Raw genomic sequence first — 16,197 nt, forward strand, 5'->3', positions numbered from 1 at the left:
GGTGGGCGGTGTCCTTTCCCGCGGGGCTCTTCCCGCGTCGCGTCAGCGCTCAGGTTATCGGCCCGCCGACCGGGTCCGAGTCACCGCGCGACTCTGCTGCGCAGGTAACGCGCCGTCAAGCGCACGCGGTGATCCGGGTCGGCTGCCAATCGGTCGAGGATGCCGGTCGCGGCGTCGTCGTTGAGCTCGCCCAGCGCCTGCGTGAGTCGGAGCCTGGCGTCGGGGTCCGAGAGGGTGGACAACTCCTTGTCCAGTCGCGTCGTGATGTCGTTGCCCGGCGTGCGGGCGAGGACACCGAGGGCCTCCGCAGCCTCCACATCGTCGGTGCCGCGCACGATCATGGCGAGGAGTTCCGCCGTCGCGGCCGGGGCTCCGGCACGACCGAGCGCGAGGGCTGCCCGGCCGCGTACGATCGGGTCCGCGTGCCGCACTGCACGCTCCAGCAGTGGCGCGACCCCCGGCAGCGTGGGCGAGGCGATCTTCACGAGCGCGGTGATCGCCCGCCGACGGGTGTCTGGATCACCTGACTCGAGCGCGTCGCCCAGCGCCGCGAGTGTCGCATCGTCCGCCGATCGCGCCAACGCCCACTGCAGAGCACCCGCGACGTTCGGGTCGTCTTCGGTGAGCGCCGCCTCGGCGAGCGCGGACGGAATCGGCGGACGCGGATCTGTCAGCGCCGCCCGCTGCCGCTCGGATGCGCTGGAGGAACCGAGACGTTGCAGCAGCGAGACGGTGCTCAGCACGTCCGCCCAGGCTTCCGGCTGCTGATCACGCAGCCGGAGGAGTCGGGCAAGCAGCTCCTGCTCGCGTGTGATGGCCTCGGCAGTGCGGGCGATCACGCGGTCGAGGATCTCCGTCGGGGTGGCTGCCGCGTCGTCCAGGACATGAGCGACCTGGCGCAGCGGGAGACCTAGCGAGCGCAGCGCCTCCACGTGCAGGAGGCGGCGTAGGTCGGAGTCGTCGTAGTCCCGATAGCCGCCGCGGGTGCGGCCGCTCGGTTGCACGAGACCGATGCGGTCGTAGTACCGCAGCATCCGCGCGCTCACGCCCGACCGGCGGGCGACATCGCCGATCTTCATGTGGCCGAGCGCCCGTGGTCGGTGTCGCGGATCGTCGGCGCGTTGCGCAGCGCGACGATCCGCCGAGCCTCGAATGTCGCCGCATCGAATCCTTCCTCGGGATCCTCGACCATGCGCAGCGTCGCCAGGGCGTGTGTGCGGGCCTCATCGCTCAGATCGCCCGCGAGCGCCGTGTCGACAGCAGCCGCGCCGGCCTCACCGAGACTCACCAGCGCGCGGCTCAGACTGCGACGCACATCCCGGTCGCCGCGGCCGAGTTGTGCGGCGAGCGTCTGAGCGAGATCGGGCTCGACGCCGCGGGGGACGAGGACCACGGCGGCGCGCCACGCCGCGCGCGCGACCTCGTCGTCCGGATCGGTGAGCGTCTGCGGAGTGATCGCCTCCCAGCCGCCGGGTGCGCCGACCTTCGACAGCGTGTGGAGCGCCTGGCTGCGCGCCTGCGGTGGGGTGCTCCGGGCGGCCTCGAGCAGCAACGGCATCGTCTGGGTCGGGTCGTGGCGCGTGATCGCCCAGGTGAGCGTGTCGCGCACCGTGAAGTCCGGCTCGATCGCGCACCGGTCGATGAGGATGCCGACGAACGTCGGATCCGGCCGGGAGCCGGCGGTGAGCGCCGCCTGCATCCGTGTCGACGCCGACGCGTCCTGAAGCAGCGCCTGCAGTCGCCCGACGCTCCGCGAGTCCATGGTCATGGGGATACCTCCTGGATCCATGCAAGACCTTGACACTGTGACAATGTCAAGCAGAGCGTGTGAGAGATCGTCATCCGGCGCTCTGCGGGACCCGACCCGCGAGTGGCCGCGGGCGCTCTCAGGGAGCTCGCCGCCTCACGTGTTAGCGTCGCGCCATGTCCTCGACGACACGCCCAGGGCCTGCCGACTTCGACTCCGCCCCCGCGGGTGCCGGACCGCTCGAAAGCGAGATCCGCGCCGAGATCGCCGACGCCGAGCGCGAGGACCGACCCATCCGACGGATGCTGCGCCGGGCGCGCGCGTGGGTCGCGCGGCATCCTCGTGTCGAGATCGCCTACCGTGTGGGAGTTGCGTCCGTCGGCACGGTGCTCACGCTCGGCGGACTCGTCCTCGTGCCCTTGCCGGGCCCGGGGTGGCTCATCGTCTTCCTGGGGCTGGCCGTGCTGGGTACCGAGTTCCGCTGGGCACGTCGGCTCTCGGCGTGGGCAAAGCGGATGCTGGACCGGTTCTGGGTGTGGTGGCGCCGTCGTCGCGCGGCACGCGACGAGCGCCGGCGCACTCGCGCAGCCTGACGGCGGACAGGCCGGGGGGAGAACCCGACGCTCGGTCGATCGACCCGTCAACCGGCGGCGCGGCGCACCAGGTCGCGGAGAGTCGCTTCGACCTCGTCCGTGACCTCGACGACGGCGAAGCCCGTCGCCCACATGGCCCCGTCATCGAGGAGTGCTTCCTCGTTGAACCCGACGCTGCCGTAGCGGGTGTCGAACTTCGAGGCCGGCTGGTAGAAGACGATGACCTTTCCGTCTCGCGCGTACGACGGGAATCCGTACCAGGTCTTCGGATCCAGGTGCGGCGCCTCGTCCTGGACGATCCGGTGCAGCAGCTCGGCTACGTCCTTGTCCGTGCCGCTGAGCGCGGCGATCGCGTCCAGACACGCCTTCGCCTCCTTCTTCTTCTTCGCCGTGCCCGTTCCGCCCGCGGCCTGCGCGCGCAGTTCGGCGGCGCGCTGCTTCATCGCCTCGCGTTCGGCCTCGCTGAACCCTGCCGAAGCGTCGTCGTTCGTGCTCTCACGTGTGTCGGCCATCGCCTGTTCCTTCCCGCTGAGTCGGCTGACACCGACGATACGACCGCGGCACGCGGGGAGACTTCTCGATTCCTGCTCGATCTGGTCATAACCGGCCCTGCTAGGGTTGCCGCGCACACGGATCCGAGGACCCGAATTCCCGACCACCCGACGGAGTGAATGTGATGCGACCGAGACTGGCTTCGCGCGCCCTGGCCGCCGCCGCAGCGCTGACCGTGACCGCTCTGGCGCTGAGCGGGTGCTGGGCGAGCGAGGATTCCACCTTCGGCGCAGCATCCTTCGCCGGCACCGTCGACCCCGTCGTCACGGGGGCCTCGGCATCCGGATGGAGCGTGTCTGCCTGGCAAGCGGGGACGGCTGACGGCCCGGCTGAGCGGATCGCGGCGACCACCACCGACAGTGACGGGAGCTTCACTGTCGATCTCCGTGCGATCGAGCGCGCCACGTCGCTGGTCTACCTCGTCGCGACAGCACCGGGCGCGAGTTCCTCGACGGACACCGCCACATTCGCGGCGATCGTGCCGACGGATGCCGAAACCGTCGTGCTCAACGAGCGTTCCACCGTGGCTACCGCGTATGCGCTCGCGCAATTCACCGACGCTGCGGGAGTCGCGGGATCCGCTCCCGGGCTTCCCAACGCGGCACTCATGGCCGCCAACCTGGTGGATGCGCAGACGGGCGACTACGGAGCGGTGCTGACCTCCGCGCCCAACGGTACGGAGACCACGGCTCTTGCGGCCTTCACGTCGCTCGCGAACATGCTGAGCGCGTGCGTGCTCGACACAGACGACTGCGCCACCCTCATCGACGCGGCAGGTGCCCGGGCAGACGAGCGACCCGTCGACACGTTCCGGGCATTCTCTGCGATCGCCCGCGACCCGGGAGCGGCTGTCTCGACCCTGTACGAGCTGTCACTGACCGTGGCCGGCGATCGTCCCGGTCTCACGGAAGAGCCCTCGGCGTGGACCCTCGCGTTGCGGTTCGACGGCGACGGGCAGACCCTGGACGGGCCCGGCACCTTCGCTGTCGACCCGGACGGCAATGTCTGGGTGAACAACAACTACGAGTACAACGCGGATCCCCAGCAGCCCACCTGCGCCAGCGACCTGGTTCTCAAGTTCTCGCCCGATGGGCAGATGGTCGGCACCTACGCCGGCGGCGGGCTCAGCGGGTCGGGGTTCGGGATCGCCTTCGACCCGTCGGGTCGGCTGTGGCTGAGCAACTTCGGTTTCGCCGGTGAAGGATGCACTGAACAGCCCCCGCACAACAGCCTGTCGTTGTTCACGATCGAGGGGGAGCCGCTGTCGCCGGCGACGACCGGCTTCACGGCGGGGAATCTCGCATGGCCGCAGGGAATGGACGTGACGGCATCCGGCGATGTGTGGACCGCGAACTGCCAGACGGGCACCGTGACCGTGTACCCCGGTGGCGACCCGGAACAGGCCAAGACCCTCGACGCGGGTCTCGAGCAGGCGTTCGGTGTCGTCGACACCGGGCGGCATGTCGTCGTCAGCGGCATCGCGAGCAGCTCGGTCGCGGTCTTCGACTACGACGGGACACTCGTGGGCGATGCCCCGCTGACCGGTGACGCTTTCGTGCTCCCGATGGGTGTCGCTGCGGATGCCGAGGGCAACGTGTGGGTCGCCAACTCCGGATCGACGACCCTCCCGTGCCCGGAGCGTCCGATCTCCTCCGGCCCGACGGGTTCGGTGGCGCTCATCTCGGCGGACGGGCAAACGGTCACGGGTCCGTTCAGCGGTGGCGGAGTGACGCGTCCGTGGGGAATCGCGACGGACGGCAACGGCAACGTGTGGGTCGCGAACTTCGCGGACCAGCGCGTGTCAGCGTTCTGCGGAACCTCTCCCGAGACGTGCCCGGGATCACTGTCCACCGGGGACGCAATCTCGCCGGATGACACCGGCTACGGCTTCGACGGGCTGGTGCGCAACACGGGCCTCGTCGTCGACCCGTCCGGCAACCTCTGGGTCGCGAACAACTGGGAAGAGGTGCCGCTGCAGACCAACCCCGGCGGGCACCAGATCGTGGCATTCATCGGTATCGCTGCACCCGTTGAGGTCCCGCCCTTCACCAACTGACCGCCGGAGGTGCGCAGCGGTCTCTCGCGGACCTCGCTTGCCTTCCGTGCTCGTTGAGTGATACGTTTCTCGACCCACAACGACGTGCCCTGGGGTAACCGCGAGGTCCCCCGATCCATGGCACGCCCCGAAACCGCTGTATCTCGGTAGGTCGGGGAACGTTGCCCCGCGATCGCCGGGCGCGCGTTGTCGGGCTGTTCCCGTTGTGCCAGGCTCGATGCGTGAGCACCACCACTGACCTTCGCGTGACTCCGCCGACCCGCCGCGAATGGCTGGCCTTGGCGGTCCTGTCGACAGGCCTCGGCATGATCGTGCTCGACGGCACGATCGTCGGCGTTGCGCTGCCCGTGATCATCGCGGACATCGGCCTCGATCTGACCGACGCGCAGTGGGTCAACAGTCTCTACGCGGTGCTGCTGGCAGCCCTCCTGCTCTCCACCGGCAAACTTGCCGACCGGTGGGGACGCAAACTGCTGTTCCAGGTGGGCATCGTCGTGTTCGTCGGCGGTAGCATCCTCGCCGCGATGGCTGACGCTGCGGGCCCGCTCATCGCCGCGCGCGCCGTGCAGGCGATCGGCGCGGCGCTCATCATGCCCTCGACCCTGTCGACGGTCAATGCGGTGTTCCGCGGCAGGTACCGCGGTGCCGCCTTCGGCGTGTGGGGCGCGGTGATCTCGGGAGCGGCGGCGATCGGTCCGCTCGCCGGCGGAGCGCTGACGCAGTGGGCGTCGTGGCACTGGATCTTCCTCGTGAACATCCCGCTCGGTGCGGCCGTCTTCGTGGCAGCGCTGCTGACCGTGCCCGAGACGAAGGGCGCGAAGGGGCGGCCGGGCGCGGACGTCGACGGTGCGCTCCTGAGCGCCATCGGCTTCGGCGCACTGGTGTTCGCGGTCATCGAAGGGCCGCAGCTGGGGTGGTGGGCGCCCACCGGGGAGTTCTCGGTGTTCGGCTGGCAGTGGCCCGCGGATGCTCCGGTCTCTGTCGTCCCGATCGCTTTCGCCGTCGCGATCGTCGCCCTGGTGCTGTTCGTGCTGTGGGAACGTCACCGCGAGCGCGTGCGCCGATCCGCCATCCTCGATCTGAATCTGTTCCGACTGCCGACCTTCACCTGGGGGAACTTGACGGCCGCGATGGTGGCGGTGGGGGAGTTCGCGATCATCTTCGTGCTGCCGCTGTACCTTGTGAATGCCCTCGGTCTGGATGTCATGGGGGCAGGTCTCGTCCTGGCAGCGATGGCGCTCGGCGCCTTCTTCTCGGGGGCCTCCGCGCGCCACCTTGCCGCGCGTTTCGGGTCGCCGGGGACCGTACTCATCGGGCTCGGTCTCGAAGTGGTCGGGGTCGGCATCCTCGCCCTTCTCATCACCGGGGACAGCTCCGGATGGATCATCGCGATTCCGCTGGTGGTGTATGGACTGGGTCTGGGCCTGGCATCCGCGCAACTTACCGGCACTGTTCTGCAGGACGTGCCCGTCGACGTGTCGGGACAGGGATCGGCGACCCAGAGCACCGTTCGGCAGGTGGGTTCGGCCCTCGGCACGGCGTTTGCGGGGGCTGCCCTCGCGGTCGCGCTGGCCCTGACGCTGCCGGCGGCGCTCACGGATGCCGGCATCACCGGGTCGACGGCGACACAGCTCGCGGACACGACGCGCCAGTCCGCGGGAACGACGATCAGCCAGCTGCGCGCGGAGGGGTCCAGCAGTGCGCTGGGTGACCAGACGGCGGCGGCGGTGACGGCGCTGTCGACCGGTTTCGCGGACGCCACCCGGTGGTCGCTCCTGGTCGCTACCGTCTTCCTCCTGCTCGGCTTCGTCGGCGCGCTCGTCGTGCGCCGGGCGGCAGAGCGGTCGGGGTCGATGCGCGGCGAGGTCGACTGACGTCGGCGTGCGACGGAGGGACGGCGAGGATTGACGTACGACCTGAAGAAGGACCGCAAGGACCTCTACGCGCCGAGCGCTCACGACTTCACCCGCGTGACCGTGCCGCCTCTCACATACCTCACCGTCGAAGGCCGCGGCGACCCGAACACGTCGCCTGAGTACACGAATGCCGTGAGCGCGCTCTACGCGTCGGGCTACGCCGTGAGGGGCGCGTTCGCGGCCCGCACGGGAGAGGGCTTCGTCGTCGGACCGCTCGAGGGGCTGTGGTCCAGCGAAGACCCCGCGAGTTTCCGGGATCGACGCAAGGACGCCTGGGCCTGGACGATGATGATCCCGCTGCCCGCGCAGGTGACGGATGCCGACATCCGCGCCGGACTGGAAACGGCGGCGCGCGCGAAACCGGAGCTTCCCATCGCGCGCGTCGTTCCCGCTGTCATCGACGAGGGGCTCGCGCTGCAGATTCTGCACATCGGGTCCTACGACGCCGAGACGCCCACGCTGGAGCGGTTGCACACCGACCTCATGCCGGCGCAGGGACTGACTTTCAACGGGCCGCATCACGAGATCTACCTCAGCGACCCGCGGCGCGTGGCTCCGGACAAGCTCAGGACGATTCTGCGTCAGCCGGTGCGGCCGATCATCTGAGCGCATCTGCGTCCGCCGGACACCCGCGCACGGCGCGGCGCGTGCGGTGCGCGAGAGCGGGGATCCCGTCGGTCGCTGATGTCGCGGACGTGCTTGACATCGCTGAACACTTCCTTCTAGCCTTTATTCACGACTTAAGAAAGTGATGACCTAAGTGGTCGTGCGGCGAGTCAGTGACCGAGTTCTCGCGACGAGTGAGGTCACGCAACGAGTGAGAACACGGAACGAGGGAGTGAAGTGGCAAAGGGAAACCGGCTTCTCGCGGATGTGAACCGGACGGCGATCCTGGCTCACCTCGGCGGTCAGGGACCTGCATCGCGGGCCGAACTCGCTCGCGCTCTGGATGTCTCGCCGGCCCTCGTCACGCAGCTCACGCGGGACTTGCTCGTCGACGGGCTCATCGAAGAGCTCGAAGCCGCACGCAGCGGGGGGCGTCCCGCTCGTCGCCTCGGCCTCGTCTCGCGAGGTTTGACGGCGCTCGGGGTGAAGGTGGCGCCCGACCATGTCGTGATCGTGCAGGTCGGGATCGACGGGGTGGTCGTCCGTTCCGAGACAGCGGAGTTCGATGCCGTCTCGCCGGTGGCGACATCCGCCCTCATCGACCTGATTCGGGCGTTCATCGCCGGCGGCAGGGACACGCAGATCCTGGGCATCGGCGTGGGGCTGCCGGGAACCGTCGCCGAACAGGGAGTCGGGGTCGTCGACTCGACGCAGCTCGGCTGGCACCAGGTACCGCTGGGCGACCTGCTGCGACGTGGCCTCCAGCTGCCGGTCGTCGTGGAGAACAACGTCAACGCGTTGTGCGTGGCCGAGCATCTGTTCGGCCAGGGGCGCGGCTCGGACAACGTGCTCGTGGTCACGGTCGGAAACGGCGTGGGAGCCGGAATCATCGCGGACGGCGCCATCGTCCGCGGCCGGGCCGGTGGCGCAGGAGATCTGGGTCACGTCCCCGTCCGTGAGGACGGCCCACTGTGCCAGTGCGGGAACCGCGGCTGCCTCGAGGCGATCGTCGGCCAGGGCGCACTCATCAACGATGCGCGCTCGATCCGCCTCCTCGGTACGCACGAGGGCATCGACGAGTTGCGTGCTCTCGCAGACGCGGGCAACACGGATGCTCGCGAGATCTTCGCGCACGCCGGACACACGTTCGGTCGCGCGCTGGCCGGTGCGGTGAACCTCTTCGACCCCGACATCGTCGTGCTCTCGGGCGAAGGCGTGGAGGCCTGGCACCACTGGTCGGACTCGTTCGAGAAGGCGCTGCGCGGCGCCCTCGTGCCCGGCAAGCGCGGCACGCCCGTCGCCGTCGAGCGCTGGCTCGATGATCGGTGGGCTCAGGGTGCTGCAGCCCTCGTGCTCGCGACACCCTTCGATGCGGACGGCGTCTCCGGGGAACAGGGCCGGCTCGTCCGCGAACGTTTCGTCGCGTCGCTCGAGGTGGGTTCGTGACCACAGTCCCGCTGCGCTCGGCATCCCCGGATGCCGGTGACGCCCTGGCCGCGCGCGGGGGCGTTCCCGGGGCAGGACGCCGGACCCGGCCGCGGGGGAAACGCGCGAAGTACACCCTCACGGTGCTGGTCTTCCTGCTCCCCAGTCTCGTCCCGCTGCTGGCGTTCGTCTTCGGGCCGATGATCTCGGCCGGATGGACGAGCCTTCACTCGTGGAACCTCATCGGTCCCATGGAGTGGGTCGGACTCGACAACTACGCCGACCTGCTCACCGACCCCGCGACCGGTGCGGCGTTCCTGCACACGCTGTACTACATCGTCGGCTACCTGCCGCTGGTCTATGTCGGCGGGCTCGCGCTGGCTCTCGCCCTGAACGCGAAACTGAAGGGTCGCTCGCTGCTGCGCGGCGTGTACTTCCTCCCGGTCATCACCAGCTGGGTCGTGGTGGCTCTCGTGTGGCGGTGGCTGCTGAACCCGAGCACGGGCGTCGTCAACACCGTCCTGGCGTGGTTCGGCATCGACGGGCCCGGGTGGTGGGCAGATCCCGCGTGGGCGATGCCCTCGATCATCCTGGCGTCCGCGTGGAAGGATCTCGGGTTCGTCATGGTGATCCTGCTGGCCGGTCTGCAATCGATCAATGCGGATCTCTACGAGGCCGCCGAGCTGGACGGCGCCGGCTGGTGGCAGCGACTCGTGCACGTCACGATGCCGATGCTCTCACCGTCGACGTTCTTCGTCATCGTGCTCTCGTTGATCAATGGCTTCCAAGTCTTCGACCAGGTCTACGTCATGACCGCCGGCGGTCCGAACGATGCGACGCAGGTCGTGGTGCTCGAGGTCTACGACCTGACGTTCCGATACGGCCAGGCAGGCATGGCTTCGGCGCTCTCGTGGCTGCTGTTCGCGGTCATCCTCGTGGTCACCCTCGTCCAGTTCTACGGCCAGCGGAAGTGGGTGAACTATGACTAAGACGCTGCGCACCGCATCCCTGTATGTGCTGCTCATCGCGGGCGGGCTGATCATGCTCTTCCCGTTCCTGTGGACTGTCGTGACTTCGATCACCCCGGGCGCGAGCCTCACGGTGACGCCTCAGCTCATCCCCGAGAACCCGTCGCTCGAGCCCTACGTCCAGTTGTTCAGCACGGTCCCGTTCGCCCGCGTGATCGTGAACTCGATCATCATCGCGGTCGTGAGCACCCTCCTGCAGCTGGTGACGAGCTCGATGGCGGCGTACGTGTTCGCGCGGATGCCGTTCCCCGGACGCAACCTGGTCTTCCTGCTGTATCTGGCGACCATGATGATCCCGTTCCAGGTGCTCATCGTGCCGCTGTTCGCGGAGATGCGGACCCTCGGGCTGATCAACACGTACCTCGGTGCGATCCTCCCAACGATCGCGTCGGCCTTCGGGGTGTTTCTGCTGCGCCAAGCGATGAGCACGGTGCCGTACGACCTCGACCAGGCGGCAACGCTCGACGGCGCGGGCCACTTCCGGATCTTCTTCCAGATCATGCTGCCGCTCGTTCGACCGGCCCTCGCGACGCTCGCCGTGTTCGCCTTCCTGAACACCTGGAACAGCTTCCTGTGGCCCCTCATCATCCTGCGCGACCCCATGCTGCAGACCCTGCCGGTCGCCCTGTCCAGCCTCCAGGGTCAGTACTCCACCCAATGGGACGTGCTGATGGCCGGCTCGGTCATCAGCATCATCCCGATGTTCGCCCTCTACGTCTTCGCCCAGAAATACATCGTTCAGGGCGTTGCCGGGACCGGCCTGAAATAGGCCACCCGAACCCCTCACCACCCATCCGAATCGAAGGAGATCCCGATCACATGAAGAAGACACTCGTTGCGGCGACGGCGATTGCCGCAGTCGGCGCACTCGCGCTGGCAGGATGCTCGGCATCCGAGGACGGCGGAACCGACAGTGGTCCCGTCACCATCACGTACTCGAACTTCATCTCCAACGGAGGGAACGAAGAGAACCTTCAGACGATCGTCGACGCGTTCGAGGCGGAGAACCCCGACATCACCGTCGAGGTCACGACCGCGCCGTACTCGGACTACTTCACGCAGCTGCAGACTGATCTGGCTGCCGGCACCGAAGCTGATGTCTTCGACGTCGACGCCGGGAGCTTCCCGAACATTCAGGCCAGTGGAGCGTTGGCCGAGCTGACCGATGTGGATGCCTCGGCGTACCGCACCTCCGTGCTCGAGACGTACGCCGTCGACGGCGCTCAGTACGGTCTTCCGACGTCGTTCTCAGACGTCGTCCTGTTCTACAACAAGGACCTCTTCGACGCCGCCGGCGTCGAGTACCCGACATCCGACTGGACCTGGGACGACGAGCTGGCCGCCGCCGAAGCGCTCACCGACACTGCCGCGGGGGTGTGGGGCGACTATCAGCCCATCAGCTACTACGAGTACTACAAGACGGTTCAGCAGGCCGGTGGTGAGTTCCTCAACGCCGACAACACCGAGGCTGCGTTCGATTCCGAGGCCGGCCTGCGTGCCGCGAACTGGCTCGCCGGCAAGTCCGGCACGGTCATGCCGACCGCGGAGGACGGCGCGGGCACGCCGGACTTCGATTCGAACCTGTTCAAGGACGGAAAGCTCGCGATGTGGCACACCGGGATCTGGATGATCAGTCTCGTCGGTGACCTTCCGTTCGAGTGGGACATCGCGGTCGAGCCCGGTGATGTCCAGAAGGCCAGCGCGGTGTTCTCCAACGCCGCTGTCGTGTCCGCGAACTCGGAGCACAAGGAGGCTGCTCAGAAGTGGGCGGAGTTCCTCACCTCGTCGCAGACGATGGTCGATGTGCGACTGAGCAGCGGGTGGGAGCTTCCCGCGATCAGCGATGACGCCCTTCTCACGCCGTACCTCGAGCTGACGCCGCCGGAGAACCGCGCCGCAGTGTTCGAGGCGCTCGAGAACATCGCCGTCGCTCCGCAGCTGGGCCCCAACGCGACCGAGATCCAGGACGACGTCACCAATGCGCTCGGTGAGATCGCCGCCGGGCGAGCGACTGCCGACACGGCAATCCCGGCACTCGCCGAGCAGGTGACCGGCCTGCTCGAGTAGCCGCACCCAACCGTGGTGCCGCGCCTCCTCGCACACGAAGGCGCGGCACCACGGTCAGCGCGCACGCCCCCACACCGACACAGACAGAAGGACCCCGTGGCCCACACGCCCCGCCGCCTCGACTCGTACTCCGCTCTTGCTGAACACAGCATCCGCCTCATCACGGGACTGCAGACACCGGAGGGCGCCTACCCCGCCAGCCCCACGTTCTCGGCCTACGTGGGATACAGCTGGTTGCGCGACGGCGCGTTCATCGCAGACGCAGCGTCGATCGCCGGTGCTCCGGACTCGGCAACCGCCTTCTTCCAGTGGTGCGCGAACACCATCGCCCGCCGGCGCGACACGATCATGCGGATCGTCGCCGAGGCCGCGGCGGGTCGTCCCGTCGCGGCGTCCGACATGCTTCCGGCGCGGTTCACATTCGCCGGGGAGGACGGCGTCGACGAATGGTGGGACTTCCAACTCGACGGCTACGGCACCTGGATCTGGGCGCTCGCCGCCCACCTCGAGCGACACGGGCTCCCCGCTGATCGGTTCGTCGATGCGGTCGGTATCACCGTCGACTATCTCGTCGCGTCGTGGCAGCGGCCCTGCTACGACTGGTGGGAAGAACACTCGCAACACGTGCACATCTCCACGCTTGCGTGCGTGGAAGCCGGCCTTCGGGCAGCATCCGTCGCGGGCCTGATCTCGGGAGAGCGCCGCGCCGCCGCTGACGATGCCGCCCGCGCCATCGCGGAGTTCATCACGGAGCGGGGCGTGGCGGACGGGCACCTGGTGAAATGGGTGGGCTCGACCGCCGTCGACGGCAGCCTTGCGGCAGCGCTCGCGCCGCTGGGGGTGATCGATGCCCGGTCGGCCGTGGGGCGCCGCACGATCGAGGTCCTCGAGTCCCATCTCGCCGTGACCGGGGGAGTGCATCGCTACCTCGGTGACACCTTCTTCGGTGGCGGGCAATGGCCGCTGCTGAGTTGTTTCCTCGGCCTCGCGCATCTCGCCGCGGGTGACCGCGACCGCGCAGAGGAACTGTTCGCGTGGTCTGCCGCGACCGCGACAGACACCGGAGACATGCCCGAGCAGGTCGGAGAGCATCTGATCGCGCCCGGCATGCGCCAAGAGTGGATCGACAAGTGGGGTCCGGTGGCCACTCCGCTGCTGTGGAGCCACGCGATGTTTCTTCGCCTGGGCGTCGAGCTCGGCGCCATCGACCCGGCCGCGCTGACGGTAGCGGCATACGCCGCGACCGCGCCGGGACAGGGAGGTGCGCGATGATCCGTCACCGTCCACACGGGTCGGGGCACCCCTACGCTGTCGACACCGAGCAGCGGTCGCCTGTCGTCCCGCTCGTGGGTGCCACCGCCGCGCTCGGTGTGAGAACGGATGCCGCCGCTGTCGCGGTGCGCTGCTCGCTCGAATGGCGCGGTGACGACGGCACTGTCGAGACCGTCGAGCTGCCGCTGGAGCGCGCCTTGCGCGCCTCGCGCGGCCGCGTGGAAGACGGTGGCCACCTTGCGTCCGCGGCCGCGCGGCTGTCGCGCTCCGCCGGCGGGTGGCAGGTGGAGACGCCGGTGCTGCGCGGCAGCGGAACGTACCGGTATCGGTTCATCGCATCGCGCCAGGACGGCCGCTCCGAGCGGACCCGCTGGTTCTCCTTCCGCGCTGCGCAGTGGCAACCGCAACCGGCTGCGGTCGACGTGTCCGGACGCTCGACTGTGATCGAGGGAAGCGTCGAGGTGCTGCACGACGGACGCCGGGCGTGGCGGGTCCGCTTCGCGCTGCCGTTGTCGGAGCAGGAGCACGTCGTCGGCTTCGGTGAGCGGTATGACGCGCTCGAGCAGACCCGCATCCGCCTGGACTCGATGGTCTTCGAGCAGTACAAGTCGCAAGGCGCCGAGCGCAAGACCTATATGCCGATGCCGTTCGCGCACGTTGTGGGTGGGGCAGGCTGGGGATTCCACGTCGATACATCCCGCCGCGTGTGGTTCGACACGGGGGAGAGTGTTCGGGATCGCGTTCTTGTGGAAGCCGAGACGGGACCGGAGGGCATCGTGCCCCTGCGCCTGTTCACCGGATCTCCCGTGGACGTCCTCGGGGGATTCCTCGACGGTGTCGGTCGCGCCGCCGAGCTGCCCTCCTGGGTGTTCCGGCTCTGGGCGAGCGGAAACGAGTGGAACACGCAGGCCGAGGTGATGCGACAGATGGACCTGCACCGCGAACACGACATTCCCGTCGGATCGGTCGTCATCGAAGCGTGGAGCGATGAATCCACCTTCACCGCGTTCCGCGACGCGCAGTACGAGGTCAACGACGACGGGTCGCCTCATCGGCTCTCCGACTTCTCCTTCCCGGCGGAGGGCGCCTGGCCGGACCCGAAGGCGATGACCGATGAGTTGCATCGCCGGGGAATCACCGTGCACCTCTGGCAGATCCCGCTCATCAAGATGCGTCCCCACCCGGTGGGGCAGGCAGCCGCGGACGCCCGCGCCGCCATCACCGAGGGAGTGCTCATCCGAGAGCCCGACTCACGCGGCGGTCTGCGGCCCTACCGCAATCGGGGGTGGTGGTTCCCGCTCGGTCTCATGCCGGATCTGACCGACGATCGCGCTGCGCGGTGGTGGACGGACAAGCGCCGGTATCTGGTCGAGGATGTCGGCATCGACGGATTCAAGACCGACGGTGGCGAGCACGCATGGGGGAGCGAACTGGTCTACCTCGACGGTCGTCGCGGCGACGAGAAGAACAACACGTACCCGGCGGCGTACGCCGCCGCATACGGCGACCTGTTGCTCTCGGCGGGCAAGGCGCCGGTGACGTTCAGCCGCGCAGGTTTCGCAGGATCGCAGCCCCACGGTGCCTTCTGGGCCGGCGACGAGAACAGCACGTGGCAGGCATTCCGCTGGTCGATGAACGCGGGGCTGTCAGCCGCGGCGTGCGGCATCGTGTACTGGGGCTGGGACATCGCCGGTTTCTCCGGGGACGTGCCCGACGCGGAACTCTACGTCCGTGCGATGAGCGCCTCCGCGTTCGTGCCCATCATGCAGTACCACTCGGAGTTCAACCATCACCGTCGTCCCTCTCGGGACCGGACCCCCTGGAACATCGCCGAGCGCACCGGCGACGCGCGGGTGATTCCGATCACGCGGCGCTTCGTGAAGCTGCGGGAGGCGCTGGTTCCCTATCTGGCGGCATCCGCGCGCGAGACGATCGCGACGGACCGCCCGCTCATGCGTCCGCTGTTCTTCGACTGGCCGGACGACGAGCGGGTGTGGTCAGCGGGTGTGCAGTGGATGCTGGGTCCTGACCTCCTGGTGGCGCCGGTTCTCGCGCCGGACGCGTCGACCTGGCCGGTGTACCTGCCCGAGGGCGAGTGGGTCGATGTCTGGACGGGCGAGCGGCATGCCGGAGGAGGCCAGGTGTCGGTGGCGACGCCGATCGACCGTATCCCGGTCTTCGCCCGCTCCGAGGCCGCTTCCGCGCTGCGTGAGCTGTTCCGTGGCGTTCAGTGACCGGCGCCGGAAGGATCGGACGAGGGCGCGCGTCCACCCCGGACGGTTGAACGGATGGCGGCGCCGAGCAGAGCCGTGACCACGACAGATGCGGCGACCCATGCACCCAGGAAGGACGTGTATGCGGCATCCGCACCGGCGCGTGCTGCCTCGTACGGGCCCCTCGCGCCGGTGACCCGCTCGAAGGCGACGTCCATCTCGCTTTCGAGGCCGGCCAGCGATGCCTCGGCGGTCGCGAGCGCGGACTGCGCGTTCCAGTTGTTGCACAGCGGCGACCAGGGGTTCACCCGAAGACAGTTCGCCTGACCGACGGCGAACTCCCGCAGCCGCTCGGTGTCTTCCTGAGCGGAGATGACGGCATCCGCTCGTCCACGCGCGTCGGCGAGGGCGTCGTCCAGGACGACCCGCGTCTGCGCCGCCGTCGACTCGGCAGCCTGGTAGGTCGACCACAGCGAGCCGGCGGTCACGACTCCGGCGAGCGCGGCAATGATCGCCATCGCGGCCAGGATCATCGAGGCGGCCGGTGCCGCTCGCCGTCCGGGCATCAGCACCTCCCCGTACCGTCCCGTGGCCGGAAACTTACCATCCGTCGGCGGGGTCGGGGCGCGTCGGCCGTACCCTGGGGGGATGACTGGCGACGTCGGGCCCCGCGATGCTGCGGTGCGAACGAGCGGTCCCCACGCGGCGCGGGGGAGCGAGAA

14 protein-coding genes are annotated in these 16,197 nt (G+C 68.8%); 10 read left to right on the forward strand and 4 right to left on the reverse strand.

The window, feature by feature from the left end:
* Nucleotides 1-80: 80 nt before the first annotated feature.
* Together AC3ENO_RS06605 and AC3ENO_RS06610 are read right to left on the reverse strand one after the other, a co-directional pair.
* The gene (locus tag AC3ENO_RS06605; RefSeq protein WP_434969846.1) at nt 81-1,079 is read right to left on the reverse strand and encodes a MerR family transcriptional regulator; all 999 of its coding nucleotides are present in this window, start codon (nt 1,077-1,079) and stop codon (nt 81-83) included.
* On the reverse strand, nt 1,076-1,768 hold the full coding sequence (locus AC3ENO_RS06610) for a HEAT repeat domain-containing protein (RefSeq protein ID WP_434969847.1): 693 nt from the start codon (nt 1,766-1,768) through the stop codon (nt 1,076-1,078). Before AC3ENO_RS06610 ends, AC3ENO_RS06605 begins: the two co-directional genes overlap by 4 nt.
* Nucleotides 1,769-1,923: 155 nt before the next feature.
* On the opposite strand from AC3ENO_RS06610, the gene AC3ENO_RS06615 reads away from it, so the two are divergent.
* Entirely contained in the window at nt 1,924-2,340 is a 417-nt protein-coding gene (locus AC3ENO_RS06615) for a TIGR02611 family protein (protein ID WP_434969848.1), read from the forward strand.
* Nucleotides 2,341-2,387: 47 nt separating this feature from the next.
* Here AC3ENO_RS06615 and AC3ENO_RS06620 read toward each other — a convergent pair whose 3' ends face one another.
* On the reverse strand, nt 2,388-2,852 hold the full coding sequence (locus tag AC3ENO_RS06620; protein WP_434969849.1) for a hypothetical protein: 465 nt from the start codon (nt 2,850-2,852) through the stop codon (nt 2,388-2,390).
* Nucleotides 2,853-3,016: 164 nt separating this feature from the next.
* Here AC3ENO_RS06620 and AC3ENO_RS06625 point away from each other — a divergent pair, with 164 nt between their 5' ends.
* The 9 genes from AC3ENO_RS06625 (at nt 3,017) to AC3ENO_RS06665 (ending at nt 15,496) form a co-directional block, all read left to right on the forward strand.
* Nucleotides 3,017-4,948, forward strand: a complete 1,932-nt coding sequence (locus AC3ENO_RS06625; protein ID WP_434969850.1) for an NHL repeat-containing protein — start codon at nt 3,017-3,019, stop codon at nt 4,946-4,948.
* A gap of 305 nt (nt 4,949-5,253) precedes the next feature.
* On the forward strand, nt 5,254-6,822 hold the full coding sequence (locus tag AC3ENO_RS06630; protein WP_434969900.1) for an MFS transporter: 1,569 nt from the start codon (nt 5,254-5,256) through the stop codon (nt 6,820-6,822).
* A gap of 30 nt (nt 6,823-6,852) precedes the next feature.
* On the forward strand, nt 6,853-7,470 hold the full coding sequence (locus AC3ENO_RS06635; protein ID WP_434969851.1) for a GyrI-like domain-containing protein: 618 nt from the start codon (nt 6,853-6,855) through the stop codon (nt 7,468-7,470).
* 237 nt (nt 7,471-7,707) lie between these two features.
* A complete protein-coding gene (locus AC3ENO_RS06640; protein WP_434969853.1) occupies nt 7,708-8,916 on the forward strand; it encodes an ROK family protein in 1,209 nt (402 codons plus the stop codon).
* A complete protein-coding gene (locus tag AC3ENO_RS06645; protein ID WP_434969854.1) occupies nt 8,913-9,884 on the forward strand; it encodes a carbohydrate ABC transporter permease in 972 nt (323 codons plus the stop codon). Before AC3ENO_RS06640 ends, AC3ENO_RS06645 begins: the two co-directional genes overlap by 4 nt.
* Nucleotides 9,877-10,692: a carbohydrate ABC transporter permease gene (locus tag AC3ENO_RS06650; RefSeq protein WP_434969855.1), complete on the forward strand. Its 816-nt coding sequence runs from the start codon at nt 9,877-9,879 to the stop codon at nt 10,690-10,692. Before AC3ENO_RS06645 ends, AC3ENO_RS06650 begins: the two co-directional genes overlap by 8 nt.
* A gap of 50 nt (nt 10,693-10,742) precedes the next feature.
* Complete coding sequence (locus AC3ENO_RS06655) at nt 10,743-11,990, forward strand: ABC transporter substrate-binding protein (protein ID WP_434969856.1); 1,248 nt, start codon at nt 10,743-10,745, stop codon at nt 11,988-11,990.
* A gap of 96 nt (nt 11,991-12,086) precedes the next feature.
* Nucleotides 12,087-13,262, forward strand: coding sequence for a glycoside hydrolase family 15 protein (locus AC3ENO_RS06660; protein ID WP_434969857.1), 1,176 nt, complete (start codon nt 12,087-12,089; stop codon nt 13,260-13,262).
* Nucleotides 13,259-15,496: a glycoside hydrolase family 31 protein gene (locus AC3ENO_RS06665; RefSeq protein ID WP_434969858.1), complete on the forward strand. Its 2,238-nt coding sequence runs from the start codon at nt 13,259-13,261 to the stop codon at nt 15,494-15,496. Before AC3ENO_RS06660 ends, AC3ENO_RS06665 begins: the two co-directional genes overlap by 4 nt.
* Here the strand turns inward: AC3ENO_RS06665 and AC3ENO_RS06670 are convergent.
* Nucleotides 15,490-16,041, reverse strand: a complete 552-nt coding sequence (locus tag AC3ENO_RS06670; RefSeq protein WP_434969859.1) for a hypothetical protein — start codon at nt 16,039-16,041, stop codon at nt 15,490-15,492. The genes AC3ENO_RS06665 and AC3ENO_RS06670 overlap by 7 nt on opposite strands.
* Nucleotides 16,042-16,197: the final 156 nt, after the last annotated feature.

Source organism: Microbacterium sp. bgisy207 (assembly GCF_057706855.1).